The 23,510-nt window shown below is 49.0% G+C and carries 29 protein-coding genes and 1 pseudogene; 21 read left to right on the top strand and 9 right to left on the bottom strand.

Features of this window, described 5'->3' with window-relative positions; genetic code table 11:
- Positions 1-34: 34 nt before the first annotated feature.
- Positions 35-478, top strand: a complete 444-nt coding sequence (locus tag ACQCVH_RS07400; protein WP_224901944.1) for an SRPBCC family protein — start codon at positions 35-37, stop codon at positions 476-478.
- Between the two features lie 69 nt (positions 479-547).
- On the opposite strand, the gene bshB2 is transcribed toward ACQCVH_RS07400, so the two are convergent.
- The 3 genes from bshB2 to pdxK form a co-directional block, all read right to left on the bottom strand.
- Complete coding sequence (gene bshB2 / locus ACQCVH_RS07395; protein WP_426835096.1) at positions 548-1,213, bottom strand: bacillithiol biosynthesis deacetylase BshB2; 666 nt, start codon at positions 1,211-1,213, stop codon at positions 548-550.
- Between the two features lie 21 nt (positions 1,214-1,234).
- Positions 1,235-1,582, bottom strand: coding sequence for a YojF family protein (locus ACQCVH_RS07390; protein ID WP_426835095.1), 348 nt, complete (start codon positions 1,580-1,582; stop codon positions 1,235-1,237).
- A gap of 127 nt (positions 1,583-1,709) precedes the next feature.
- Positions 1,710-2,546 carry a pyridoxine/pyridoxal/pyridoxamine kinase gene (pdxK, locus tag ACQCVH_RS07385; RefSeq protein ID WP_426835094.1) on the bottom strand — a complete coding sequence of 279 codons (837 nt, stop codon included), beginning with the start codon at positions 2,544-2,546 and terminating at the stop codon, positions 1,710-1,712.
- A 146-nt stretch (positions 2,547-2,692) separates the two neighbouring features.
- Here pdxK and ACQCVH_RS07380 point away from each other — a divergent pair, with 146 nt between their 5' ends.
- From ACQCVH_RS07380 to ACQCVH_RS07340, 9 genes are all read left to right on the top strand, one after another.
- Entirely contained in the window at positions 2,693-3,364 is a 672-nt protein-coding gene (locus tag ACQCVH_RS07380) for a response regulator transcription factor (RefSeq protein ID WP_426835093.1), read from the top strand.
- Positions 3,361-4,740, top strand: a complete 1,380-nt coding sequence (locus ACQCVH_RS07375; protein ID WP_426835091.1) for a sensor histidine kinase — start codon at positions 3,361-3,363, stop codon at positions 4,738-4,740. The genes ACQCVH_RS07380 and ACQCVH_RS07375 overlap by 4 nt, the downstream gene beginning before the upstream one ends.
- 557 nt (positions 4,741-5,297) lie before the next feature.
- Positions 5,298-6,209, top strand: a complete 912-nt coding sequence (locus ACQCVH_RS07370; RefSeq protein WP_426835090.1) for an ABC transporter ATP-binding protein — start codon at positions 5,298-5,300, stop codon at positions 6,207-6,209.
- Entirely contained in the window at positions 6,209-6,916 is a 708-nt protein-coding gene (locus tag ACQCVH_RS07365) for an ABC transporter permease (RefSeq protein WP_426835089.1), read from the top strand. The genes ACQCVH_RS07370 and ACQCVH_RS07365 overlap by 1 nt, the downstream gene beginning before the upstream one ends.
- A gap of 1 nt (position 6,917) precedes the next feature.
- On the top strand, positions 6,918-7,652 hold the full coding sequence (locus ACQCVH_RS07360) for an ABC transporter permease (protein ID WP_426835088.1): 735 nt from the start codon (positions 6,918-6,920) through the stop codon (positions 7,650-7,652).
- Positions 7,653-7,971: 319 nt separating this feature from the next.
- Positions 7,972-8,568, top strand: a complete 597-nt coding sequence (mobA, locus tag ACQCVH_RS07355; RefSeq protein ID WP_426835087.1) for a molybdenum cofactor guanylyltransferase — start codon at positions 7,972-7,974, stop codon at positions 8,566-8,568.
- A 71-nt stretch (positions 8,569-8,639) separates the two neighbouring features.
- Positions 8,640-9,104 (top strand): molybdenum cofactor biosynthesis protein MoaE, encoded by a 465-nt coding sequence (locus ACQCVH_RS07350; protein ID WP_009794347.1) that lies wholly within the window; start codon positions 8,640-8,642, stop codon positions 9,102-9,104.
- Positions 9,097-9,327 (top strand): molybdopterin converting factor subunit 1, encoded by a 231-nt coding sequence (gene moaD / locus ACQCVH_RS07345; protein ID WP_426835086.1) that lies wholly within the window; start codon positions 9,097-9,099, stop codon positions 9,325-9,327. Before ACQCVH_RS07350 ends, moaD begins: the two co-directional genes overlap by 8 nt.
- Before the next feature lie 13 nt (positions 9,328-9,340).
- Positions 9,341-10,360 (top strand): ThiF family adenylyltransferase, encoded by a 1,020-nt coding sequence (locus ACQCVH_RS07340; protein ID WP_426835085.1) that lies wholly within the window; start codon positions 9,341-9,343, stop codon positions 10,358-10,360.
- Positions 10,361-10,459: 99 nt separating this feature from the next.
- On the opposite strand, the gene ACQCVH_RS07335 is transcribed toward ACQCVH_RS07340, so the two are convergent.
- A complete protein-coding gene (locus tag ACQCVH_RS07335; protein WP_257992745.1) occupies positions 10,460-10,783 on the bottom strand; it encodes a YflT domain-containing protein in 324 nt (107 codons plus the stop codon).
- A 178-nt stretch (positions 10,784-10,961) separates the two neighbouring features.
- Between ACQCVH_RS07335 and ACQCVH_RS07330 the strand changes: the two genes are divergently transcribed.
- The 4 genes from ACQCVH_RS07330 to ACQCVH_RS07315 all read left to right on the top strand — a co-directional run bounded on the left by ACQCVH_RS07330 (position 10,962) and on the right by ACQCVH_RS07315 (position 13,510).
- Positions 10,962-11,738: a DUF4230 domain-containing protein gene (locus ACQCVH_RS07330; protein ID WP_426835084.1), complete on the top strand. Its 777-nt coding sequence runs from the start codon at positions 10,962-10,964 to the stop codon at positions 11,736-11,738.
- Complete coding sequence (locus ACQCVH_RS07325) at positions 11,722-12,396, top strand: uracil-DNA glycosylase (RefSeq protein WP_426835083.1); 675 nt, start codon at positions 11,722-11,724, stop codon at positions 12,394-12,396. The genes ACQCVH_RS07330 and ACQCVH_RS07325 overlap by 17 nt, the downstream gene beginning before the upstream one ends.
- A 437-nt stretch (positions 12,397-12,833) precedes the next feature.
- Positions 12,834-13,115 carry a YwdI family protein gene (locus ACQCVH_RS07320; protein WP_426835082.1) on the top strand — a complete coding sequence of 94 codons (282 nt, stop codon included), beginning with the start codon at positions 12,834-12,836 and terminating at the stop codon, positions 13,113-13,115.
- Positions 13,116-13,138: 23 nt separating this feature from the next.
- The gene (locus ACQCVH_RS07315; RefSeq protein ID WP_009794339.1) at positions 13,139-13,510 is read left to right on the top strand and encodes a DUF423 domain-containing protein; all 372 of its coding nucleotides are present in this window, start codon (positions 13,139-13,141) and stop codon (positions 13,508-13,510) included.
- 35 nt (positions 13,511-13,545) lie between these two features.
- Here ACQCVH_RS07315 and gerQ read toward each other — a convergent pair whose 3' ends face one another.
- From gerQ to hemQ, 3 genes are all read right to left on the bottom strand, one after another.
- Entirely contained in the window at positions 13,546-14,049 is a 504-nt protein-coding gene (gene gerQ / locus ACQCVH_RS07310; protein ID WP_426835081.1) for a spore coat protein GerQ, read from the bottom strand.
- Between the two features lie 22 nt (positions 14,050-14,071).
- Positions 14,072-14,494: a cell wall hydrolase gene (locus ACQCVH_RS07305; RefSeq protein ID WP_426835080.1), complete on the bottom strand. Its 423-nt coding sequence runs from the start codon at positions 14,492-14,494 to the stop codon at positions 14,072-14,074.
- A gap of 270 nt (positions 14,495-14,764) precedes the next feature.
- Entirely contained in the window at positions 14,765-15,508 is a 744-nt protein-coding gene (gene hemQ / locus ACQCVH_RS07300) for a hydrogen peroxide-dependent heme synthase (RefSeq protein ID WP_022544519.1), read from the bottom strand.
- Between the two features lie 455 nt (positions 15,509-15,963).
- Here hemQ and pta point away from each other — a divergent pair, with 455 nt between their 5' ends.
- Together pta and lipL are read left to right on the top strand one after the other, a co-directional pair.
- Positions 15,964-16,941, top strand: coding sequence for a phosphate acetyltransferase (pta, locus tag ACQCVH_RS07295; RefSeq protein WP_009791662.1), 978 nt, complete (start codon positions 15,964-15,966; stop codon positions 16,939-16,941).
- Positions 16,942-17,333: 392 nt separating this feature from the next.
- A complete protein-coding gene (gene lipL / locus ACQCVH_RS07290) occupies positions 17,334-18,188 on the top strand; it encodes an octanoyl-[GcvH]:protein N-octanoyltransferase (RefSeq protein WP_426835079.1) in 855 nt (284 codons plus the stop codon).
- Between the two features lie 105 nt (positions 18,189-18,293).
- Here the strand turns inward: lipL and ACQCVH_RS07285 are convergent, their stop codons facing one another.
- Positions 18,294-19,073 carry an RsfA family transcriptional regulator gene (locus ACQCVH_RS07285; RefSeq protein ID WP_426835078.1) on the bottom strand — a complete coding sequence of 260 codons (780 nt, stop codon included), beginning with the start codon at positions 19,071-19,073 and terminating at the stop codon, positions 18,294-18,296.
- 316 nt (positions 19,074-19,389) lie between these two features.
- Between ACQCVH_RS07285 and ACQCVH_RS07280 the strand changes: the two genes are divergently transcribed.
- From ACQCVH_RS07280 to ACQCVH_RS07270, 3 genes are all read left to right on the top strand, one after another.
- Complete coding sequence (locus ACQCVH_RS07280; protein ID WP_022544517.1) at positions 19,390-19,614, top strand: YuzB family protein; 225 nt, start codon at positions 19,390-19,392, stop codon at positions 19,612-19,614.
- 302 nt (positions 19,615-19,916) lie between these two features.
- Positions 19,917-21,215, top strand: coding sequence for an HD domain-containing protein (locus tag ACQCVH_RS07275; RefSeq protein WP_426835077.1), 1,299 nt, complete (start codon positions 19,917-19,919; stop codon positions 21,213-21,215).
- Between the two features lie 49 nt (positions 21,216-21,264).
- Positions 21,265-21,771, top strand: a complete 507-nt coding sequence (locus tag ACQCVH_RS07270; protein WP_009791656.1) for a YwgA family protein — start codon at positions 21,265-21,267, stop codon at positions 21,769-21,771.
- Between the two features lie 46 nt (positions 21,772-21,817).
- On the opposite strand, the pseudogene ACQCVH_RS07265 reads toward ACQCVH_RS07270, so the two are convergent.
- A pseudogene (locus ACQCVH_RS07265) lies at positions 21,818-22,045 on the bottom strand (2-hydroxymuconate tautomerase); the annotation flags it as partial.
- Between the two features lie 166 nt (positions 22,046-22,211).
- On the opposite strand from ACQCVH_RS07265, the gene ACQCVH_RS07260 reads away from it, so the two are divergent.
- Positions 22,212-22,874 (top strand): site-2 protease family protein, encoded by a 663-nt coding sequence (locus ACQCVH_RS07260; protein WP_224902006.1) that lies wholly within the window; start codon positions 22,212-22,214, stop codon positions 22,872-22,874.
- Positions 22,875-22,946: 72 nt separating this feature from the next.
- Entirely contained in the window at positions 22,947-23,459 is a 513-nt protein-coding gene (locus ACQCVH_RS07255) for a YwhD family protein (protein ID WP_426835076.1), read from the top strand.
- The last annotated feature ends 51 nt before the right edge of the window (positions 23,460-23,510 follow it).

Here is a 23,510-nt window from a genome sequence, read left to right as displayed (position 1 = left end):
TGTACCAGCAAATCTTTTAAACGGGGTGCAGAATATGGCTGATTTTAAATCAACTGTCATTATAAGAAGACCAGTAGCAGAAGTTTTCCAGTACGCCACCAACCCGGACAACGCGCCTGAAATCATGCCGAATGTCGTCAAGATGGAAAAGGCCACGGACGGTCCGATCGGGCCATCGACGAAATTCATTGAAACAAGGATGATCAGGGGCAAGAAGGTCAAGGCTGAAATTGAATATACACAATTTGAACAGGACAAGTCCTATACGGCAAAAAGCAATTCCAACGGGCTGGTTGTCACGTATGATTATACATTCACAGAAATTGATGAAGGCACCCAGGTGGAGCTTGAGGCCAATATCCATACATCCGGCTTCATCATGTCCCTGACGAAGCCAATGCTTGTAAAGATAATTAAGAAAGAAGATGGCAGACAGCTGTCCTACCTGAAACAGATGCTGCAGGGAGATGAAGATTAAAAAAAGAGCCCGGGGGCTCTTTTTTTTATGGATATGGTGCCCTCTTGCTATAGAAGGCCGCATCCGATTTTAAAATTTATATGTCCAGAACCGTTCATTCTGAATCCAGGCTTTAGCCTGAGGGTCTTTATTTTTCAGCTTTTCCTCCGTTTGGGCAGCCATCAGCTGCGTCTGGGAAAGGTGCGCTTTAATCGCTGCCAGCTTCTGGTCGACGACTGGGCTGACATCATTGAGGATATCCGCTTCGCCAAGTTCATCGACGCAGTTATTGGAAAATGCCACACAATGCAGCTTCGGCCGGTCCTGCACAGGCAGGCGCTCAAGCGCTCTTACAACAGCAGCCCCTGTTGCATCATGGTCAGGGTGAACCGAGTATCCAGGATAAAAGGAGATGACCAGCGACGGATTCACTTCTTCCACAATGGAGAAAAGGTGATCAGTGAGCAGTTTCTCATCCTCGAATTCAATTGTTTTGTCACGATACCCGAGCATACGCAAATCCTGGATTCCCAGGACGCGGGCAGCCTCCTTCAGTTCTTTGCGGCGAATCAGCGGCAGACTCTCCCTCGTTGCAAATGGAGGGTTCCCCAGATTGCGCCCCATCTGGCCAAGCGTCAGGCATGCATATGTAACAGGGGTCCCGCTGTTAACATGGGTAGCAATCGTGCCTGATACACCAAATGCTTCATCATCAGGGTGCGGGAAAATGACGAGTACATGTCTTTCCTTTTCCATTAGCTATTTCTCCTTTCACACTTATTCAAACGGAGTCTCACTGATCTGCAGCGCCACAGCAAGCTTTCCGCCATTATCATGGCCAGCCATCAGCAGGCGGCCGATCTCATCAGCTTCAAAGTGGGTGATGCCCTCTGCATACACCCAGCCAAATTCCATTTTCAGTCCGACTCTGAACGGGCCGTCCCCGGTGATTTTCCCGAGCTCATATTTGAGGGAAGCGTTGCGGATATAGGCTCCCGCAGAGAAGAAGGATTCATCGAAATGGGATGCGTACGCCCCATTCGTTGTTTCGAGGTGGACAAAGACATTTTTCCCGGCAAGCCGGCTGATTTCCTTTTGCACCTCTTCTTTTACGACAGGCTTCATATATTTGCCTCCTTTCAGCACAATGCTGCTGTTCCTTGAATGAGATTATTTTACTAAAAAAGGAATGGAAAAGCGAAATCGGCGCTTCCACATTCCTTTCAAGCAGCGGCAGGTTTATCCTCCGCTATCAGATTTTACGGCCTTCAGCTTTTTCGATTGAGCCGTTGCTGCGGTATGCCCCGTGCATCGTAGGACCCACATACTCGTTCAGACGGAACCCATGGCGAATCGCTTCCGTGATGAACGATTTCGCAATTTCGACAGCTTCTGTCACGCTATGACCCTTCGCAAGTCCTGCTGTTACTGCAGAAGAATAGGTGCAGCCTGCCCCATGCGTATAAACAGTATCAATCAGCTCATTTTCAAACAGGATGAAGTCTTTTCCGTCATAAAGGAGGTCAGCCGCTTTTTCATGCTTCAGCTTGCTGCCGCCTTTGATCAATACAAACTTTGCACCCATATCATGGATTTTGGCTGCTGCTTCCTTCATGTCATCAATGGTGCGGATCGGCCCGGTCTGCGCCAGCTGCCATGCTTCAAACAGGTTGGGTGTCACCACTGTTGCCCGCGGCAAAAGGAGCTCCCTCATCGCGTCAGTGGTTTCAGGGTTTAATACTTCATCTTCCCCTTTGCAGACCATAACAGGGTCAATGACCGTGTTGGTCAATTTATTTTCATCCATTACCTTTGCCGCCAGCTCAATGATTTCCACCGTTCCGAGCATGCCTGTCTTCATGGCATCGATGCCGACAGAAAGGATGGTTTCAAGCTGCGCCTTCAGCGTTTCGATTGGCAGCGGATGTACATGATGATGCCATTGGTCTTTCGGATCCATCGTTACAATCGTTGTCAGTGCAGTCATCCCGTACACACCGAGTTCCTGGAATGTTTTCAGGTCCGCCTGGATGCCCGCTCCTCCGCTCGTATCCGATCCAGCAATCGTAAGTACTTTCTTCATAGTCATGTCATGCGCCTCCCAATATTGTTCTAACTATGATTATAACAATATTATATCTCAGTACAATTGGAACGAATTGCAGTGACCCCTTTTCTTTTCGCCAAAATTTACCTATGATAAAAACAGAAATAGCAGATTGAGCGGTGATAGAGATGAAGAACATTCTATATATCGAAGACGATAAAGAAATCGGCAAATGGACGAAAGATTATCTCATAGAAAAAGGCTATTCGGTCGACTGGCTGCAGTCAGGGGAGGGAGCAGCCCAGGCAGCTGCAAGGGCGGACCTGGTCATCCTCGATGTGATGCTGCCCGGGCTTGACGGTTTTACGATCGGCCAGCGTCTGAAGAAGGATGCCCCTGGAATCCCTATCCTGATGCTGTCGGCCCGGACGGCTGTCGATGATAAGCTGCAGGGCCTGCAGTTTGCCGATGATTACCTGACAAAGCCATTTCATCCGGAAGAACTGGCTGCAAGGATCGATGTGCTGCTCCGAAGATACGGGAAACCGGAACAGAGCCAGCTTCGGCTTTGCCATCTCGAAGTCAGCCTTGGGGAAAACCGGATCATTGATACAAGAAGCGGCGAAGAAATCATCCTGACCGGCAAACAGCATCAGATTTTCATGTACATGCTGCGCCATCCGAACCAGATTCTCACAAAAGAGCAGATTTTTGAGGCAGTCTGGGGGGAGCCCTATATAGACGGAGATAAAACCTTGATGGTCCACATCCGCTACCTGCGCGAAAAAATTGAAGAAAACCCGGGCTCGCCTGCCATCCTGGAAACCATCCGGGGCATCGGCTACAGGGTGAAGCAATGAAGCCAAAATCACTGCAGGGCAGATATCTGCTCATCATCCTGCTGGCGCTGGTGCTGATGCCGATCACTTTTCCGCTCGTTTCAGTATTATTCCATATCCCGTTTTCCATGCAGGAGCATGACCCGAATCTCTACGAAGACAGCGAAGGCATTGAATCAATGTGGAAGAAAGAAGGGGAGAAGCTCGGCGGAAAAACGGATGAAGAAATCAGCGGAAGACTCTTGGAGCTGAAGCAAAAGTACAGCAAGGCCAGCATCTTCTGGGTTGACGAACAAGGGAGCACAAAGCTGAAGCTTCCTGAGCAAATGAAGATCCCTGCCCAGTGGGACCCGCTGTACACCATAGATTTCATGAAGACTAACCGGGGCCTTGAAGCTGATCCTTATACCGTCGTATCATTCATCGGGTCCGGGAAATCCGAAGGGTTCATGGTCATCCAGGTGCCGCGGGGAGAAATGGACACAGAATGGGAGAAAGTAAGCAGAAGCTATGACTATTATTATCTGTTTGCCACCTTTGGGGTGCTGGGATTGTTCCTGTTTGTGTCATGGATTTTCTTTTACAGAATCCGCCAGAGGCTGCTCCGTCTCCAGGAGGCAATGGACAAGCCTGCTGAAGGCGGAATCCCCCTGCCGATCGCCATTGAAAAGAAGGATGAAATCGGCCAGCTGGAAGGTGCTTTCAACCGGATGATCGACCAGCTTGAAACAGGCAGGCAGCGGGAGCGGGAAGAAGAAGAACTCAGGCGCCAGCTGATCGCCAACCTGTCCCATGACCTCAGAACGCCGCTGACAACAATCAGGGGCCATGCCTACTCTTTGAAAAAAGAAATATATTCAGAAAAAGGGCAGGAATCTCTCGGACTTATTGACGATAAAATCAGCTATCTGGGCCAGCTGATCGAAAACCTGCTTTCCTATACACTATTAACCTCCGGCAAGTATCCATACAATCCGGAAAAAATAGATATCGTACGGCTCGTAAAAACATCGGCAGCCGCCTGGTATCCTGTTTTTGAAAATGAAGGCTTTGAGCTTGATATCGAGCTGCCGGACAAGAGCATCTACTGGGATATAGACGGGCAATGGATGAACCGCATCCTCGATAATCTGTTTCAGAATATCCTCCGGCACGCCGCCCAGGGCAAATATGTCGGCGTCCTGCTGGATACGGAAAAGGAAATTCTCACGATCAAAGATAAAGGGCCTGGAATGACAGGCGAGTCGGCTGGCAAAGGCGCTGGCATCGGCCTCTCCATTGCAGCTCTTATGCTGAAGGAAATGAATCTTGATCTACAAATTAACAGCAGCAGCGGGGGGACGGAGATGGTGATTGAGAGGAAGGGGGATTCGGGTTTAGGGCATAAAGATGGATAAATATTGGTGGAGGGTTCAGGTGATTTCATCTGGATTCTTTTTGTTTTTTTAAAAGACTAGAATAGAATTTTGAGGCGATAAGGAAACAATCCAAATTTAAAAACCCTGTTGATTGCAGTGGAAGGCACGCAGACTCCTCATAAAATGCATGCGCATTTTCTTCGTGCGATGCAGGTTCAAAGGTGAAGATTCAACGTCCTGCGGGATTGCAGAGCCGCCCCGCGGAAAGCGAAGTGCCTGCAATGGAAATCAACAGACGAAGTCCGAAGAGATAAAAATATGAATAAAGGGACAGCTGATTTTTTAGTGATTGGTAATAAATGTATAATGTGTAGAAAAGCAAGAAATTTATGTAGAATCAGCCGGAATTCATGCTAGAGACACCAGCTGGCTCTAAGATAGCTAGACTTTTTAAACAGAAAAACCTCAAATGTACCCCAAACCTCCCCGCAAAATACTGCACATGCTAATTTCCCCCCTTTTTTTAAACCAAATTTAAACTTCCCCCCACCCCCAGCTTAACCTTCACAGGATAAGATGGTTCCGAGGTGAAGAAAATGAGCGATTTAATCTTGGAAACGAATGGTTTAACGAAAAAGTTTGGAAAACGGAGTGCGGTTGAAAATGTGGATCTGCGGCTGGCGAAAGGTGAAATATACGGATTCCTCGGCCCGAACGGAGCGGGCAAGACAACGACGATCAGGATGCTGCTCGGGCTGGCCAGGCCGACGGGCGGAACCATCCAGATTTTTGGCAAGGACCTGAAAAAAGAGAAGCTTCAGATCCTCCGCAAAGTCGGATCCCTTGTTGAATATCCGTCCTATTACGGCCATCTGACCGCCATCGAAAATCTTGAGGCTCTCCGCAGGATCCTCGAGGTGCCAAAATCAAGGATTGATGAAGTGCTGGCCATTGTCCGCCTGTCAAAAGAAGCGAAGCGGCCGGTAAAGGGCTTTTCCCTTGGAATGAAGCAGCGGCTTGGAATTGCCGCTGCCCTGCTCGCGAACCCCGAGCTGCTGATCCTGGACGAGCCGACAAACGGACTCGACCCATCCGGCATTCTTGAAATCCGGGAGCTGATTAAAAGCATGCCGGCCCAGCATGGGATGACCATCCTCGTCTCAAGCCATCTATTGTCTGAAATCGATCAAATGGCAACACAGGTGGGCATCATCTCCAAAGGATCGATGATCTTCCAGGATTCGATCCATGTTCTCAGGCAGAAGGCAAACAGCCGGATTGCAATTACTGTCAATGAAACAGAATCGGCCTGGAGAGCGCTCCTGTCAAACGGCATCCAGGCAGAAAGAGAGCAGGAGCATCTGCTGCTTGACGGGACGGATACTCAGATTGCCGCGGCTGTGGAAACACTGGTCCGCCATGATGTTTCTGTATACCGTGTCCAGGAGCAGAGAAAAACGCTCGAGGACATCTTCCTGGAGCTGACAGGAGAAGGGGGAAGCCTGTGATGATGAACATGCTTTCCGCTGACTTCCTGAAAATCAAAAGAAAGATGATCCTGTTCCTCGTTTTTCTCGGCCCCTTTGGCGTCGTCGCTCTTGAAGCAGTCAATTTCGGGCTCCGCTATGAGTATTTGACAGGGGTTTATGCAAAAGCTTTATGGAAAGGGCTGATCGGCGAGGCCAGCTTCCTCAGCATCCCTGCCATCATGCTCGGGCTCGCGCTGATCACCAGCATGATAGCCAATATTGAGCATCAGACAAATGCATGGAAGCAGCTCCTGGCCCTTCCCGTTTCCAAAGGAAAGGTATTTACCTCCAAGTTTCTATTGGCAGCTGTCTTATTGCTTATTTCCTGTGTGCTGCTGTTCTTTGGATTGATCATTCTGGGGCTGATCCTCGGCTTTGGTACAGACATTCCCTTCCTTCATCTGGCTAAATCAGTGTTCTTTCCTTATTTGGCGGGGATGCCTTTTATTGCGCTGCAGCTATGGATTTCCATCACCATGAAAAATCAGGCCATCCCGCTGACGGCCGGTATTCTGGCGACGGTGCTTACCCTGTTTTCCGTGAAGTTCCCGGACTGGGTTCCGCTGAAGTGGCTATTTCTTGAGAGCTGGGGCGGTCCTTTTTATTCAGCACTGGCCGGCGTCCTGCTCGGCATCGCCATCTATTTAACCGGGCTGATCGATTTTTCCAGAAAGGAAGTGAAATAGCATGAAGAATCTATTAAGCTCTGAATGGCTGAAGCTAAGGAAGTCTTCTGTCTGGCTGCTTATATTTATCAGCCCTCTTCTGGCAGCCCTGGCCGGTTTTGCTGAAGCGGATGTCCCCGGGATGGAGGGAGAGCTGCAATGGCTTTACACCCTCAGCACCATGGCTTTCGTCCATGCGCTGCTGTTCCTGCCGTTATTGACCGGTGTGTTTTCTGCATTTGTCTGCCGCTATGAGCATTTGGGCGGAGGCTGGAAGCAGCTGCTGTCACTGCCGGTTTCCCGGAGGAATGTATACATCGTGAAATTCAGTCTTGTCATGGGGCTGATCGCTGTCTCTCAGCTGCTTTTTTTAGGCGGCCTGCTGCTGGTGGCACAGATGAAAGGGTTCGACACACCGATTCCGTGGAAAATCATTCTGGAAAGCATAGCCGGCGGATGGGCTGCCTGCCTTCCGGTCGCGGCCCTGCAAATGTTTGTTTCAGCCGCATGGTCCAGCTTTGCCGCCCCGCTGGCTATTAATGTGGTTTTCACGCTCCCGAACATCCTGGTAGCCAACTCAGAAACCTACGGACCGTTCTATCCATGGGCACAGCCGTTTCTGACCATGATTCCGCGGATGGGAGAAGAATTCGGGGCACTGAATGCCTCCATGGAAACCCTCCTGATCGTCATCCTCGGGGGCTTCGTACTGTTTTTCCTATCAGGATTGACGTACTTTCAGCGCAAGGAGATTTAGCATCAAGGAAGACAGAGGAAAACATTTAACAGAAGTTCCTTGTCTGTTAGATCCGCCCAAAAAAGTATAAAAAACCTGATGATTGCAGTGGAAGGCACGTAGACTCCTGCGGGAGATAGCGGCAGGGCTGAGACCCCACAGGAGCTTGCTCTGAGGAGGCTCAGCGCCGCCCCGCGGAAAGCGAAGTGCCTGGAACGGAAATCATCAGCCTCGTTAAAAAACTATACTGCCTATCTCCCATGGATGTTTTTCCCACCACCTATTATTCCACCAACAAGAAAGCTACAATAGTTACATATACCAAAAAGGAGGCTGCTGCATGAAAGCAACAGGAATCATTCTTGCGGGCGGGCGTTCAAGACGGATGGGCCAGAATAAGGCGCTGCTCAGCTTAGAGGGGACAAAGGTCATTGAACGGGTGCGTGACGAGCTGAAAAAGGCAGTTCAGGATATCATCATTGTCACCAACTCCCCGGAAGACTACGGCTTTCTGGGCTGCCCGATGGCTGGTGACATCTATCAGGACGGAGGGCCGCTCGCCGGACTCCATGCAGGACTGAAAAACTCGCAAACAGATTATAATCTTGTCGCAGCCTGTGATATGCCCTTTCTTTCAGCCCGGCTCGGCAGCATCCTTTTAAGCGAGCTGGGCGAATGCCAGGCGGCTGTCCCGGAAATCTGCGGGCAGCTTCATCCCTTGTTCGGTGCCTATCACAGGGGGTTATACCGGAGGGCAGAGGAAATGCTGGAGGCAGGCGACCGTAAAATGAGGAATCTGCTGACAGAGGACAGCAGGATTTTATCAGAGGAAATGCTTTTGAAAAGAGGCTGGACTGGTGGGGAGTCCTGTTTTTTCAATATGAACCATCCTTCTGAATACGAGCAGGCTAAGCGTATGCTCGGCTGGGAGTCTTAAAATTGGGAATGGGAAGCCAATCCTGCTATTCTATATAGATAAAAACTTCGAGAATCCTAAGAGGTGAGAAAGTGGATTTTGAACTATCAAAAGAACCGATTGATGTGCAGGCTGTCACTGATAAAGTCATCCAGCGGAATGCTGGGGCGGTCACCGTGTTTATCGGGACGGTCAGGGAGCTGACAGGCGGCAAGAAAACCCTGTATCTTGTGTATGAAGCATATGAGTCAATGGCAGTGAAGAAGCTTGAGCAGATCGGCCATGAAATAGAAGAAAAATGGGAAGGCGCCAAGGCAGCCATCACCCACCGGACAGGCAGGCTGGATATTACCGATATAGCCGTCGTCATTGCTGTATCTACCCCGCACAGGGCGGATGCCTATGAAGCGAACCGCTATGCCATCGAAAGAATCAAGGAAATAGTCCCAATCTGGAAAAAGGAACACTGGGAGGATGGGGAAGAGTGGATCGGCAACCAGCTTGAAACCGTTTCTTATCCGGCTGGACGTCCGCAAAAGGAGGATCTGGATGAATAAAATCAAACTGTTTGCCCACTTGCGTGAAAGTGCAGGACAGGAAGAAATAGAGCTTGAGGCTGCGGGCAAGACGATCCATGAACTGAAAGCCATTTTAACCGAAGCCTATCACCTTAATCTGGAAACCGTAATGACAGCAGTGAACGAAGAATTTGCCCTGGATCACGAGCTGATCAAAGAGGGAGACGTCATTGCTTTCATCCCGCCGGTCAGCGGCGGCTGAGGAGGGGAATAGGTTGGACGAAAGATATTCGCGCCAGACGCTGTTTCCCGGAATCGGCACGGCTGGACAGGAGAAGATCGCCCGGAAGCATGCCCTGATCATTGGTGCCGGGGCGCTGGGATCAGGCTGTGCAGAGCTCCTTATCCGCGCCGGTGCCGGAAGATTGACGATCATTGACAGAGATTATGTGGAAGAAAGCAATCTCCAGAGGCAGCAGCTTTATGCGGAGAAAGATGCGAGGGAAAAGCTGCCGAAAGCGAAGGCGGCGGAAAGGCGCCTGAAGGAAATAAATTCTTCTGTCAGCTTAAGCTGCATCGTTGGGGATGCAGACCCTTCATTGCTGGCTGAGCTTGCGCCTGGAACTGATCTGATGATTGATGCGACTGACAATTTTGAAACGAGAATGGTCATCAATGATTTGTCGCAGAAACTTGGAATACCTTGGATTTACGGGGCTTGTGTCGGCAGCTTTGGAATGAGCTTTACCGTAATCCCGGGTAAAACCCCGTGCCTGAATTGCCTTCTGAAAGCTGTTCCGCTTCAGGGGCTTACCTGTGATACAGGCGGCATCATTGGACCGGCCGTCCAGATGACCGTAGCCCATCAGGGGGCAGAGGCGCTGAAAATCCTGGCAGAGGACTGGGACGCAGTCAGGACTTCGTTTGTCAGCTTCGATCTTTGGCACAGCCAGTATACAAATATGGGGACTGCGAAAGCCAAGGATCCGGGCTGCCCTTCATGCGGGTCTGAAAGGACCTATCCTTACCTGGAGCAGGATAACCGGACCAGAACTGCAGTGCTCTGCGGCCGTGATACCGTCCAGATCCGCCCGCCCGGCAAGCGGAATCTTGACCTTGAAGAGCTGGCAGGCCAGCTTGGCCGGCTCGGCTATGAAGTAAAGGGCAACCCGTATCTCCTGTCTGCCGAGCTTGGTGCCGAAAGGGCCGTCTTTTTCAGTGACGGCCGGGCGCTACTGCATGGCACGAAGGATGAGGCCCATGCAAAATCCATCTACCAGCGCCTGCTGGGTTAAATGCAAGAACCCCTCTGCGTGGCTGCAGAGGGGTTCTTTTTTTCAGAGTAAGAAAGCCGCCCCGAGAGAAGCCCCGGAACGGCTGGCCGATCTTCTGTATTATTCGTTTGAACCTACAATGACAAGCTTGCCTTCATCAAGCACTTTTTCGTATTGCTCCGCTTCAACCTTTGAAAGGCCTAAAGCTTCGAACTTGTTGCGGAGCTCGTCGCCGCGCTTATTGAACATATTGCCGACAGAATCAAATAAGCCCTGCTCCTTCATGCCAACGCTGCCAGTGTTGGTAGCATCTGTTAAATCTTCGGAGCGGTTTTCGTCATGAGCAAAAATAAAGATATTGTCCTTTTCATAGCCTTCTGCCGTTAAAGTTTTAATAGTGTCCGTTGCTTGTACGCCGTTTTCACAAACCTCAATTTTATACATGAAGTATTCCTCCTCTAAATTTTTTGGACAATGAGCCTGTCCGCTTATTCTTTTATTTATCCTTTTTTTCCATTCTTAAACTTCAAACTTTGTGTACGGTGTTTCAGCAAAATTTTACAAAAAAGGCAGTTCCCATTTTATAATGGAAATGAACGGGTATAGAAAAGGAGCGGAGCTATTGAAAAAAGAACAGGAAGTATTAGAACAGATGGAGGCGCTTATGAAGGAACTGAAAACTTCCCGCAAGCAGGCTGCAAGCGCCGCCGCTCTTGAAGGCAGCGGGGGTGCGTTTACATTTTCACGGTTTTTGCGCTACGGATTCAGGAAGTGGAGCTGGAAAATCGGGCTGTTTTTACTGTCGCTTATTATGATCGGAATTTTGCTTACAGCAGGAATCTTTTATTTTTATACAGGGTCATCAGCTATAGAAGAGAAAGGGAGTTTTATAGAACAGGTTCGCGGCCTGTCTACGCTGGCATCGTCACAGGCGCTTGTGAAAGCCGTGATTGAGAAAGAAGACAATGAACTGTTTGGCAGGCAGATAGAAACGGATCTGCCGGGGACAAAGCGCAAGCTCCTGCTGATTGTCCCGGGAACGGTAACGGCAGGAGTTGATCTTGAGCAAATTGGAGAAAAGGACATCAAGGTGTCGGAAGAGGATAAAAGGATTGAAGTTTCCCTTCCGAAGGCAAGCATCCTCCAGGAACCGTCGCTCGATCTGGAGCATGTCCAGACCTTTTCGGCTTCCGGCATTTTTCGGGATGATGTGAATTGGGAAGAGGCATACAGCCTTGCAGCGGAGGCAAAGGAACTGGTAGAGGCGGAAGCAATTGACCAGGGAATTCTTGAACTTGCTGAGAAAAACGCGGAAAAAACGATCAGCGAATTTTTTGGCAGGCTGGGCTATGAGGCCTCTGTCAGCTATAAGGGGGATTCTGATGCAGCTATTAAATAACCGCTGGGGCGAGCTTTTGGAAGAGGAGTTCGAAAAAGCGTATTTTCATGAGCTGGAGAGATTCCTGGAAGAGGAATATGCCAGCGGGACGGTCTACCCGGCCAGGGAGGATATTTTTAACAGCCTGAAGTATACCGATTATGAGGATGTCAAAGTGGTCATCCTGGGCCAGGATCCTTACCATGGACCAGGACAGGCCCATGGTTTGAGCTTCTCAGTCAAGCCGCAGACCAGGATTCCTCCGTCCTTAAGGAATATCTTCAAGGAGCTTCATGAAGACCTTGGCTGCAAGATACCTGATAACGGATATCTGGTCAGCTGGGCGGAGCAGGGCGTCCTGCTGCTCAATACCGTTTTGACTGTGCGGGAGGGAGAAGCCCATTCCCATAAAAATAAGGGCTGGGAAACCTTCACCAATAGCGTCATCACCCTTCTGAACGAAAGGGAAAAGCCGGTCATATTCCTGCTTTGGGGAAAGCCGGCCCAGGAAAAGGCCAAGCTGATTGATAATCCGCACCATATAATCCTTAAATCTGTCCACCCCAGCCCACTATCAGCAAGAAGAGGATTCTTTGGGAGCCATCATTTTTCAAAAACCAATCAGATCTTGAAGGATAATGGGGAAGCAGCAATCAATTGGCAGATACCAGATCTCTAAATCGACATGTTTCACGTGGAACGGAAATTGCATATGAAGAATGCCGTCGAAAGCTGACGGCATTTTTTTCTATTTTCATTCAAACAACTGTCAGAGTTTTAGGATGTATAATCGCCACGAGTCATGTAAAATAGAAACCGATAACCCAATGAGTTAGAAATGAGACTCAGCAAAGGATGACAGGATTGAACAGCAATCAGCCAAATTGCTTTAAATGCAAGCATTTCTATGTGACATGGGACCGGCAGTTTCCGAAAGGGTGCAGGGCGTTTCAATTTAAGGGAAGGCAGCTGCCATCCAAAGAGGTTGAAAGGGCTTCGGGCCATCCTTGCCTCAAGTTTGAGGAAAAGGCAAAGTGATTCAGGCTAACCTGAATAGCATGGGTGCCTGCTGCCGAAAATGGAGCTGTAGAGATTTAGAAAAAAGAGGTGAATAGTATGCAGATACCTGTTGGAAATCTGCTTGCCAAGATGGAAAAGGAGCTGCAGGAGGCCAAATCAAGCTCTTCTGAGGAACGGATCCGGGAGCGGGTATATTCCATAAAGGCTTTATGCGAGCTGCTTCTGGAAGGTGAGAAGACAAGTTCAGAGCCGGTGCGACCGGCTGCATCTTATATTCCTCAGCCTGTACAGGAAAGCGTGCCGCTGGCTTCGGTCCAGCAGCCCAGAAAGATGAATATGGAAAATGAAGCGAACGGAGATTCAATTTTCGACTTTTAAGCAGTAGATGAAGAGGTGAAATCATGAAAATTTTTATCATAATCGGTGCAATTAATGCATTCCTGGCTGTTGCTCTTGGTGCTTTCGGCGCCCACGGCCTGGAAGGGAAAGTGGAACCAAAGTATCTTGAAACATGGAAAACAGGCGTAACCTATCAAATGTTCCATGCCACCGGGCTCCTGATCATCGGGGTTCTGCTGGGACGCCTGCCGGCAACGGCCTTACTCTCTTGGTCCGGCTGGCTGATGCTGATTGGAATCATTCTGTTCTCCGGAAGCCTGTACGTCCTGACGCTGACAAAGATCAGCGTACTCGGCGCCATCACGCCGCTCGGCGGAGTTGCCTTCCTTGCTGCATGGGTACTCCTGATCATTGCCGCAGTTAAATATCTGTAAAAAAATGAGCCTGGCTGCATAAGCCAGGCTTTTCATTATCTTGGCGGAAAGGCTGCCAGCCCTGGAGCCGCTCCATATGGATAGTCATACTCTATTTCCTCATCAAACGTAATATAATCCAGGTAAATCATCGGGATCAAATAGCGTGTGCCTGACTGCGGATCACTCAAGATCAGGTGATCCCTTCCGGCTGCTTCAATGATTCCCTTGAAAATCTTCGCATTCCACTCCCGGTTGTTCTCAAAGGTGGCGTAAACGGTTGCCAGCTTCCCTTTGTTCAGACGGAGGATGTTTTCAATATAAGATTGCTCAATAGGAAGCATTCCCGGGACCTGTGCGGCTGGCGAGACTCCAGTAGTTGGAGATGTGGTGAGCATGGAACCGGACGGCATCTGCGGGTAGACCTGCTGGGCGCCGTATCCCTGTGCCTGTGTGCCTGCCCCATAGTAAGGCTGCTGCTGTTGCTGCTGTTGCTGCTGATAAGGCGGATAGGTGCGGTAATCAACATATTGCTGCTGCGGTACAGATTGCTGTTTCAAATTAAATCCCTCCTAAAATTCATTAATAAACAGTTGGACAGTCAGCCTGAGTCGGCTGAAAGAAGCAATGCGATTTGAATCTTCCTGCATTTGCCTGATTGTACCATTCGGCAGGGCAGTCCCCGGTGGGGCGGAAAAACCACAGCGAATTGCTGGCAGGGTGATGGCGCTGCCCATTGATCACTTTCCGGGCCAGGTTGATTTCATTCTGGCGGGCCCTCTGGTAAAAATAGCCCTTGATGGTGGCTTCAAACCCGCCTGGCCGCTGATAAACCATTCTCCGGATAGAGGGAATCTCCTTAAAATCCAGGCAGTCGGCCCTGACACGGTTCACCCCGACATTGCCAACCATCAGCATGCCGAGATTTCCTTCCCCTTCAGCCTCTGCACGCATAAGCCGTGCGAGAAGCCTTACATCCTCTTCGGTATAAGGAATAACGGCCATAACTTCACCTCTCTCAGCAGCTCTATCGAACTGTAAGTAAAAGTATCCGTATGAAACCAAACTCACTATTTCATAAATATGTGTGAAATACTATATTATGCCTGATGCGGAAAAAGAAAAGCGGAGGGGGCTTGCTCACAAGCTGAAAATTATCTAAATGCGTAACTGAATAGATGGAAAAATTTCGAAGCCCAAATGCATGAAATAGGTTGAATTATTTTTTCAAAGAAAAAAAGCCCCGGCAAGAGCCGAGGCTTGATTCATATATTATTAAACATTCAGGAAGCTGCCCACCTGGTCTTCCAGGAGCAGGTTTCCTACAAAGAAAGAGCCAAATTCGCCGTAGCGGGCGCTCACTTCATCAAAGCGCATTTCGTAGACAAGCTTCTTAAATTGAAGCACATCGTCTGCGAAAAGGGTTACTCCCCACTCATAATCGTCAAAGCCGACAGAGCCGGTGATGACCTGCTTTACTTTGCCTGCATATTGGCGGCCGATCATGCCGTGGCTGCGCATCATATTGCGGCGGTCTTCCATAGGGAGCATATACCAGTTGTCTTCACCCTGGCGGCGCTTGTCCATCGGGTAGAAGCAGACATATTTTGCTTTAGGAAGCTCTGGGTAAAGGCGTGCCAGGACATGCGGGTTCTGGTAAGGATCCTCTCCGGCCGGCAGATAGTTGCTGAGCTCCACAACGGAAACATAAGAATGCGCCGGAATCGTATACTCGGCAAGCTTTGATTTATTGAACTCATTCTCAATCTCATTCAGCTCTTCCATTGTAGGGCGCAGGATCATCATCATGAAATCCGCTTTTTGGCCAACAATCGTATATAAAGCGTGGCTGCCATTCTTTTCGCTCTGCACGGAATTCCATTTATCCACAAGGCCCATAAACTCCTGGATTGCTGCATCGCGCTCTTCCTTCGGAGTCATTTTCCATGTAGTCCAATCCATTGTGCGGAAATCATGGAGGCAATACCAGCCATCAAGCGTTTGTGCTGCTTCAGTCATTCTGATCACTCCTATAAATGTACTCGAATTCTCACCAATACTATATCATAGTTTCACCATAACACGTCTGCCTGAAACTTGAAAATTATATGTCACTTATCTGCTGTTCAAAAATAATCCTCAATCAGGTTTCCAACAGGGAAAACAAGGGGATTCAAAAGAATAGCAGACAAGACAAACAGAACGGTGCGGAATCGGATATTTTCCGGCAGAAAAGACCATATTAACATCGTCCGGAACTATTGGATCCCAGGTATTAAATATAAGAATTTTAAGAAAACAAAAACATTTCGGGTGTAACCGCTGCCACTTCTCCTTGTTCTTGAATTTTCACAGTGGAGGAGTATCCTAAGGGAGTGAGAATAGCGGCCGCGGGTGCCTTCTCTACGGATAAAGGCAGTCTCAGCGCCGTTTTAGCCGAGTGATTTGTTACATATAAAAGGAGGATTTTTCATATGAGTGATCTTTTTGAAGGATTAAGGAACAAGGTTTCCGGCAATAATCTGCGAATCGTATTTCCTGAAGGAACGGATGAAAGGATTTTGACTGCAGCAGGCCGTCTGGCAGCTGATAAAATTCTTACGCCTATTCTGATCGGGGACATCGCCCAAATTGAAGATAAAGCAAAATCATTGGATGTATCCCTTGATTCTGTTGAAATCTACGATCCGAAGAACTTTGCCATGATGGACGAACTTGTCGCTGCATTCGTTGAGCGCCGCAAAGGAAAAGCGACAGAAGAAGATGCCCGCCGCATTCTTCTTGATGAAAACTATTTCGGCACCATGCTTGTATATGCAAATAAAGCAGACGGCCTTGTAAGCGGAGCTGCACACTCTACTGCAGATACAGTCCGCCCGGCACTTCAGATCATCAAAACAAAAGAAGGCGTCAAAAAGACTTCCGGTGTCTTCATCATGGTCCGTGAAGATGAAAAGTATGTATTTGCCGACTGTGCGATCAATATTGCACCAGACAGCGCAGATCTTGCGGAAATCGCCATCGAAAGCGCCAAGACAGCAAGAATGTTCGACATCGATCCGCGCGTCGCCATGCTGAGCTTCTCAACAAAAGGCTCAGCAAAGTCGCCTGAAACAGAAAAAGTATCCCAGGCAGTTGAAGAAGCCAAGCTTCGCGAGCCATTGCTCATCGTGGACGGTGAATTCCAGTTCGACGCAGCTTTCGTTCCATCCGTTGCTGAAAAGAAAGCTCCGGATTCACCTCTTCAGGGAGATGCTAATGTATTTGTATTCCCAAGCCTGGAAGCTGGGAATATCGGCTACAAGATTGCCCAGCGCCTGGGTAACTTTGAAGCGGTCGGACCGATCCTTCAAGGCCTCAACCGTCCGGTGAATGACCTGTCCCGCGGATGCGACCAGGAAGACGTGTATAAGCTTGCGCTAATTACAGCAGCTCAGGCATTGAATCAGTAATAGGAGGGAGCCGGCACTTTGGTGTGCCGGTTCTTTTTTTGTGGGGGCGTGCGCGGCGCGGTAGGGCTGTCAGCTGCCACTTGGTAGAAAAAACACCAATGGCGGTAGATTATAGAGTGAAGTCGGTAGAATATAGCGTAAAGTTGGTAGATTCCCGGGGATACTCGGTAGAATAAGCCCTGAAGTGAACAGAAAAGCAGTTCCATCGCCGTTTGCGCCGCCAAAGATAGGCTGTATTCAGGCAGAGAGATCAGTTTCAGGCAGAAACAACAGTCAAAAAGCTGATTTCAATAACCAACTGCGCACCCGATCAGCGACTCAGCCCCTTTTCTTCTCCCCGCCCCCCATATGCTATAATAATCCCATATTGTTTATTTAAAGGAGTACTGAAGATGAACGAAGCAAGTGAGCTGCTGCAGCAGCCGGAGTGGCGGATAATAGACCAGTCGAGTGCGGGGCTGCATTTGAATGCGATGCATTCGTTCGGGATGGATGATACGCTCTGTGCTTCTGTCGGATCGGGAAAAACCCCTGCAACGGCAAGAGCATGGGTTCATGACCGGACGATCGTGCTCGGCATCCAGGATTCACGGCTTCCATACCTGGAAGACGGGGTGGACTGGCTGCAGAATCAGGGTTACCGGGCGATTGTCCGCAACTCGGGCGGACTGGCAGTTGTGCTGGATGAGGGTGTACTGAATCTGTCGCTTATTTTTCCAGAATCGGAAAAAGGGATTGATATCAACCGCGGCTATGATGCTATGTGGCTTTTGATAAAAGAAATGTTCAGCGACTTTCCATATGAAATAGAAGCAAGGGAGATTGTTGGCTCTTATTGCCCCGGCAGCTATGATCTGAGCATCGGAGGCAGGAAGTTCGCCGGCATTTCCCAGCGCAGGCTGCGCAAGGGAGTGGCAGTCCAGATCTATTTATGTGTAAACGGCAGTGGAAGCGGGCGGGCTGCATTGGTCCGGGAGTTTTACAGCAGGGCGAAAAAGGATGCGGTAACGAAGTTCCTGTACCCTGACATCACACCGCCGGTCATGGCATCGCTCAGCGAGCTGCTCCAGACAGAGCTGACGGTCGCAGATGTGATGATGAGGTTCCTGAACGTGCTGAAAAGCCGATCAGGCAGGCTGTATGCCGGCGGGCTGAATGAAGAAGAAGCCGGCCTTTATGAAAGCTATTATGAGCGGGTCGCCGAGCGGAATGAAAAAGTATTCGGCACTCTTCAGGATCCCGCCTGACCATCCAGAATAGAAAAAACCGCCCTTTAATCCGGGCGGTTTTCTGTTTAAAGGGGCAGGCTGCTGCCATTTCTTCTCTCCGAGTCTATAAAACAGCGGGGTCCTCTATTCTGCTACCTTTTCCAGGTTCCCGTTGCGGTCCATCTTGAATTTGGTGGCCGGGCGTTCTTCCTCGTCAAACAGAACCAGTTTTCTTGCCCTGTTCATGATTTTCATGAGCGTCTCGTAATCTTCCTGGATTGTGACGGTATTCTGTTCCAGCATGCCGATTTTTCCGGATAACTCCTCATTCTGGCTTCTCAGCATGGCGATTTCACGCCTCAATCTTTCATTCTCGCTTTTTAACAGATCAGCGCTGAGGGTGGAGCCGTTCAGGCTTTGCAAATAGCTGATGACCGAATCCAGATTCAGCTGGGACCGCGGCTGCGGCGCCGGTTGATAGGCAGGATAAGAGAATACTGGTTCTGGAGCTTCGATTGTTTCTTCTTCAGCATCTCCATCGGCATCTATATCTATTTCTGTATAAGTCTCCGTATAGACTTCTGTTTCCTCTGGCATTGGCAGTGTATCAGCAGTGAGCAATTCAACTTCTTCAACGGCTGGAACCGGAGGATTGTACAGCAGCTTTTTCTTGCCGCCCTGTTCTTTCCCGAGCAGCCTGTTGCGCTGTTTGCGCTGTTTCTTGGCGAGCTGCAGCGCCTTTTCGTAACGGTGCCTTACAACAGCGTTCCAGCGGAATCCGCAGGCGGCAGAGGTGCGGTTCAGCTTATCTCCGACTTCCTCGAAAGCGTTCAGCTGGGTGCTTCCTTCCCTGACATGCCTTAATACCGTTTCAGCAAGCAATAAATCATTTTCTTCTGACCATGCATCCTGTCTTACTTTCATTTTTTCTTCAACTCCCTGGGCAAAATTGGTTTATATAACCTTCTAGCACTAGCATGGCCACATCTTTCTTTCTTTATACAGAGGGAATAAAAGGATAGTAGTTTTTTTTTCTGATATATTCAGGGACTGGGGAGAAGGGAGAATGTGCTGGAAAAAATGCCTGCAGCCTGCCAGCGGTGCTAAAGATTGCAGCTTGCAATACAAGTTCAGAAAATGTAAAATACCCTTTAGTGCCTCCGGGCAGATTAATTGAGATAGCAACTAAAATTTTCTATAGATAATTTAAAAATGATAGACCGAGAAAGGGATGTACGAAATGGCAAACGAATTCCGTGTTTGCGACGACTGCCAGGCAGTTAATCTGAAAACACTGATCCCCATGCTGAAGGATATCGACCCTGAGGCAAAAGTGGACGTAGGCTGCCAATCCTATTGCGGGCCGGGCAGGAAGAAGACTTTTGCATTTGTCAACAACCGTCCGCTGGCAGCATTGTCAGAAGAAGAGCTAAGAGAGAAAATCGAAAAAAAGCTGAAAAAATAAATCGCCTTTGACACCTGTCTTAAGGTGATTTTTTATTCGCCAAATGCTGTGCGGCTCCGGCAGATGGGGCAATTTCTTTTCTTCCCGGTACGTTTAGCCTGCTGCCTGTTTGTGGAAAAAGAACATCATCTGAACACAGGGAAAATTTTATTTTTCCGAAAGCCTTGCTGTGTCTGGATTTTGTCGAAGAAAAGGGAATTACAGCAGATTTTGTAATGATTTAGCGGTGGAAACTGGCTATAATAGATACAAAGGAAAAAAACGGGAATAGGCCAGGCTGGTGCACAGGAAGAGGGGAAAAGATGCCATATTCAACGGAAAAATTAAGCGAAGAAAAAGTATTCAAGGACCCTGTCCATCGCTATATTCATGTTCGTGACAGAATGATCTGGGATTTGATCGGGACGAGGGAATTTCAGCGCCTGAGGCGGATCAAGCAGCTGGGGACGACTTATCTGACCTTCCACGGGGCAGAGCACAGCCGCTTCAATCACTCACTCGGAGTCTACGAGATTGTCAGGCGGATCATCGATGATGTATTTGCCGGCCGTGAACAGTGGGATGGAAATGAACGGCTTGTATCCCTATGCGCGGCGCTCCTGCACGATTTGGGGCATGGCCCATTTTCCCACTCATTCGAGAAGGTGTTTGACCTGGATCATGAGCATTACACACAGGCGATCATTCTTGGCAATACAGAAGTGAATCTTGTCCTTTCAAGAGCCGGGAAGGATTTTCCGAAGGATGTAGCTGATGTGATTGCGAAGACTTACCGGAATAAGCAGGTCGTCAGCCTGATTTCCAGCCAGATCGATGCCGACAGGATGGACTATCTGCAGCGCGATGCTTATTTTACAGGTGTCAGCTATGGCCATTTTGATATGGAAAGGATCCTCCGGGTCATGCGCCCGAGGGAGGACCAGGTTGTCATCAAGCAGAGCGGCATGCATGCGGTCGAGGATTATATCATGAGCCGCTACCAGATGTACTGGCAGGTCTATTTCCACCCGGTTACAAGGAGTGCGGAAGTCATATTGACGAAAATCCTGCACCGGGCCAAGCAGCTCCATGAAAATTATTATGCGTTCAAGTACCTTCCCCTCCATTTCTATACACTGTTTGAAGGCGAAGTGACGCTGGAAGACTATCTGAAGCTTGATGAAGCCGTGATACTCTATTATTTCCAGATGTGGCAGGAAGAAGAAGATCCCATCCTTAGGGATTTGTGCAAGCGGTATATGGACCGCAATCTTTTCAAATATGTGGAGTTTGATCCGGCGAAGGAATACAAGAAGCTGGCCGAGCTGTCTGTGCTGTTCAGCAAGGCAGGGCTTGATCCTGAGTATTACCTGGTTGTCGATTCCTCCTCAGATCTTCCATATGACTTTTACAGGCCGGGAGAGGAAGAGGAGAGGCTGCCGATCCACCTGCAGATGAAAAACGGGGATCTGCGGGAACTGTCGCGCGAATCGGAAATCGTTGATGCGATCTCCGGAAAAAGGCGGACGGACCACAAATTATATTATCCTGCTGATTTGATTAAAGACGAGGGAAGCAAGAAGACTGTTAAGAAAAAAATCCGTGAAATGCTGGAGATCTAATCGACATACATAGACGCGGTAATTACTTTGGAGTAGGAGATGAGGGGTTTTGTTAAAAGATCATGCCAATTTGGTGCACGCTTTGGCTGCTTCCGGGGAAGTCATCGGCCGGAAAAAGCTTCAGAAGATGATTTTTATTGCAAAGAAGATTTCTTTTCCTTTTCAGGAGCGGTTTCAGTTCCACTTTTACGGGCCGTATTCAGAGGAGCTGACATTGAGGGTGGAGGAGCTTTGCAATATGGGCTTCCTGAATGAAGTGAAAGAGAAGAAGGGCGGCTATTTTCAATACCGGTACACACTGACGGATAACGGCCGGGAATTTCTTTCCGTCAACCAGGTTGATATGCCTTGCCTGCCGGACTGCCTGGAGGATATGAACAGCCAGAATGCAAGATTCCTGGAGCTTGTCTCAACGGTTTTATATTTTGATAATCTTCCCCGTGAAGAGGTGCAGGAGAAGGTCTTCACTTTAAAAAGCAAGCAGAAGTACACAGAAGAAGAGGTTGAAGAGGCCTATCAATATATCGAAAAGCTGAAAGAAAAAGCTAAGCACTAGGGGTGTGCTTAGCTTTTTCTTTAGTTTGCGGCCTTACGAAGCCAGTTTAATCTTCGTCGCTTAAGCGTTTGCCTGCGACGGCATAGTGGTTTTTACTCATTTCTTCGATAAATACGACGACTTTGTCTTTGGAAGCACCGGTCGTTTCGCTGACCGCATCGGTCACTTTTTCAACAAGAGCTTTTTTCTGGTCTTCTGTACGTCCTTCAAGCATTTTGACTGTCACATATGGCATAATAGCTTCCTCCTTTTTATACTTTTTACTATAGCAGAAGGCTTGAGGGAAGTGCCAGTTCGGGGCGCGGGCTGATGCCGGGCTTTTCCCGGAAGCGGAGTTTTCCCTTCGCCCGGCATTTCATGTATACTGAAAAATAGATAAGTGTGCAGGCATGTGCCTGCTGCATGAGGACTTTATTTATTCACATAAAGGGGTATTGCCGTTGGAACAATTCTTAGCCTTTTCTTTAAGGGAGATTCCCTATGTAGCTTTGACTTTGATGATCGCTTTTACGGTCCATGAATTTGCCCATGCGTTTGTTGCCTATAAATTCGGCGACCCGACGGCACAGAAGCAGGGGCGGCTGACGCTCAATCCGATCCACCATCTGGACCCCCTTGGGACCATCCTGATTTTTATAGCGGGATTCGGCTGGGCACGGCCTGTGCCGGTGAACCGTTTCCACTTCAAAAATCCAAGGCTCGCGGGAATATCGGTTTCGCTTGCCGGACCGCTCAGCAATCTGTTGATGGCTGGCCTGGGCCTTGGCATCTGGTACGGACTGGCCGCGGCCGGGGCAGCAGCGGGCCTCCCTGATTTTGTGCCCGAGTTCCTGGATTTGTTCATTTATTTGAATCTTATGCTGTTTGTGTTTAACCTGCTGCCTTTTCCGCCTCTTGACGGATACCGGATCATTGAGGATCTCGCCCCGGCGGGAATCAGGCCGAAGCTGACGCAGTTTGAGGCATATGGTTCTATTATATTCCTGATTCTTGTCATCACACCGCTCGATCAGTATACGATCCAGCCGATCTTCAGCACGGTGCTGCCGGTTCTGATCAACGGGATGCACGACTTCTTCTCGGGACTGTTCCTGCGCGGCTGACGGCTCGGAAATCAAGCCTAAATTAAAAGTCAGACTAAGATAACTGGCCTTTTTAAAAGGAGGATAAATCAAATGGAAGAAAATAAGAAAAAAAGTATCGGCTTCAACATCATTAAGAGCGACCCGACAGACGGGCATGGCGGCTTTGGGGGAGGTTCCCTCAGCCTTGATAATGTGTCACCGGTCTTTGTGGATGTGGAAGCAGGGGATGCCCATGTTGATATCGGCGCCATGCATGCGAGAAGCACTGTAGAAAAAGGAATCAAGTTCCTGACAAACCAGGAAGACGTTCCGAACGGAAAGCCTTACTGGCTCGTATGGGTGACGATCGACCGCAAGCAGGAAGGCCCTTATTATGCCGGTGTTACTGCCTGCTTTATGACGGTGGACAGGGAAATCCGCCGCGGCTATAAACTGCTGCCTGAGCATGTCAACAGGCTTGATAAAAGCATCAAACGCCATATCATCGTTGATCATATGGATGACAAGTCTAAAGGAATCCTTGCAGACTTCCTGAAGAATCACGATATGGGTATGTGGGAAAGAGCAGAAGACCAGCTGAAAAAGGATTTGGCTTCCAGCTGAAATATTTGACGAAATTGTGACAGATTTTCGAACTTAAATTCCAACCTACTT

It is taken from the genome of Bacillus infantis (genome assembly GCF_050107595.1).
GTDB classification, from domain to species: Bacteria; Bacillota; Bacilli; order Bacillales; family Cytobacillaceae; genus Bacillus_AB; species Bacillus_AB infantis_C.
The sequence above is the reverse complement of the archived record's forward strand: the minus strand, read 5'-3'. Positions and strand labels throughout refer to the sequence as shown.

Excerpts from the sequence above, each read along its gene's own strand:
- ACQCVH_RS07335 (WP_257992745.1), bottom strand. The coding sequence starts at position 10,783 with ATGTATAAAATTGAGGTTTGTGAAAACGGCGTACAAGCAACGGACACT.
- mobA (WP_426835087.1), top strand. The coding sequence starts at position 7,972 with ATGAAAGCAACAGGAATCATTCTTGCGGGCGGGCGTTCAAGACGGATG.
- pta (WP_009791662.1), top strand. The coding sequence starts at position 15,964 with ATGAGTGATCTTTTTGAAGGATTAAGGAACAAGGTTTCCGGCAATAAT.
- ACQCVH_RS07315 (WP_009794339.1), top strand. The coding sequence starts at position 13,139 with ATGAAAATTTTTATCATAATCGGTGCAATTAATGCATTCCTGGCTGTT.
- ACQCVH_RS07380 (WP_426835093.1), top strand. The coding sequence starts at position 2,693 with ATGAAGAACATTCTATATATCGAAGACGATAAAGAAATCGGCAAATGG.
- ACQCVH_RS07400 (WP_224901944.1), top strand. The coding sequence starts at position 35 with ATGGCTGATTTTAAATCAACTGTCATTATAAGAAGACCAGTAGCAGAA.
- ACQCVH_RS07275 (WP_426835077.1), top strand. The coding sequence starts at position 19,917 with ATGCCATATTCAACGGAAAAATTAAGCGAAGAAAAAGTATTCAAGGAC.
- ACQCVH_RS07365 (WP_426835089.1), top strand. The coding sequence starts at position 6,209 with ATGATGAACATGCTTTCCGCTGACTTCCTGAAAATCAAAAGAAAGATG.
- pdxK (WP_426835094.1), bottom strand. The coding sequence starts at position 2,546 with ATGACTATGAAGAAAGTACTTACGATTGCTGGATCGGATACGAGCGGA.
- ACQCVH_RS07360 (WP_426835088.1), top strand. The coding sequence starts at position 6,918 with ATGAAGAATCTATTAAGCTCTGAATGGCTGAAGCTAAGGAAGTCTTCT.
- ACQCVH_RS07280 (WP_022544517.1), top strand. The coding sequence starts at position 19,390 with ATGGCAAACGAATTCCGTGTTTGCGACGACTGCCAGGCAGTTAATCTG.
- ACQCVH_RS07375 (WP_426835091.1), top strand. The coding sequence starts at position 3,361 with ATGAAGCCAAAATCACTGCAGGGCAGATATCTGCTCATCATCCTGCTG.
- ACQCVH_RS07285 (WP_426835078.1), bottom strand. The coding sequence starts at position 19,073 with ATGAAAGTAAGACAGGATGCATGGTCAGAAGAAAATGATTTATTGCTT.
- ACQCVH_RS07325 (WP_426835083.1), top strand. The coding sequence starts at position 11,722 with ATGCAGCTATTAAATAACCGCTGGGGCGAGCTTTTGGAAGAGGAGTTC.
- moaD (WP_426835086.1), top strand. The coding sequence starts at position 9,097 with ATGAATAAAATCAAACTGTTTGCCCACTTGCGTGAAAGTGCAGGACAG.
- ACQCVH_RS07390 (WP_426835095.1), bottom strand. The coding sequence starts at position 1,582 with ATGAAGCCTGTCGTAAAAGAAGAGGTGCAAAAGGAAATCAGCCGGCTT.
- hemQ (WP_022544519.1), bottom strand. The coding sequence starts at position 15,508 with ATGACTGAAGCAGCACAAACGCTTGATGGCTGGTATTGCCTCCATGAT.
- lipL (WP_426835079.1), top strand. The coding sequence starts at position 17,334 with ATGAACGAAGCAAGTGAGCTGCTGCAGCAGCCGGAGTGGCGGATAATA.
- ACQCVH_RS07305 (WP_426835080.1), bottom strand. The coding sequence starts at position 14,494 with ATGGCCGTTATTCCTTATACCGAAGAGGATGTAAGGCTTCTCGCACGG.
- ACQCVH_RS07370 (WP_426835090.1), top strand. The coding sequence starts at position 5,298 with ATGAGCGATTTAATCTTGGAAACGAATGGTTTAACGAAAAAGTTTGGA.
- ACQCVH_RS07255 (WP_426835076.1), top strand. The coding sequence starts at position 22,947 with ATGGAAGAAAATAAGAAAAAAAGTATCGGCTTCAACATCATTAAGAGC.
- ACQCVH_RS07320 (WP_426835082.1), top strand. The coding sequence starts at position 12,834 with ATGCAGATACCTGTTGGAAATCTGCTTGCCAAGATGGAAAAGGAGCTG.
- bshB2 (WP_426835096.1), bottom strand. The coding sequence starts at position 1,213 with ATGGAAAAGGAAAGACATGTACTCGTCATTTTCCCGCACCCTGATGAT.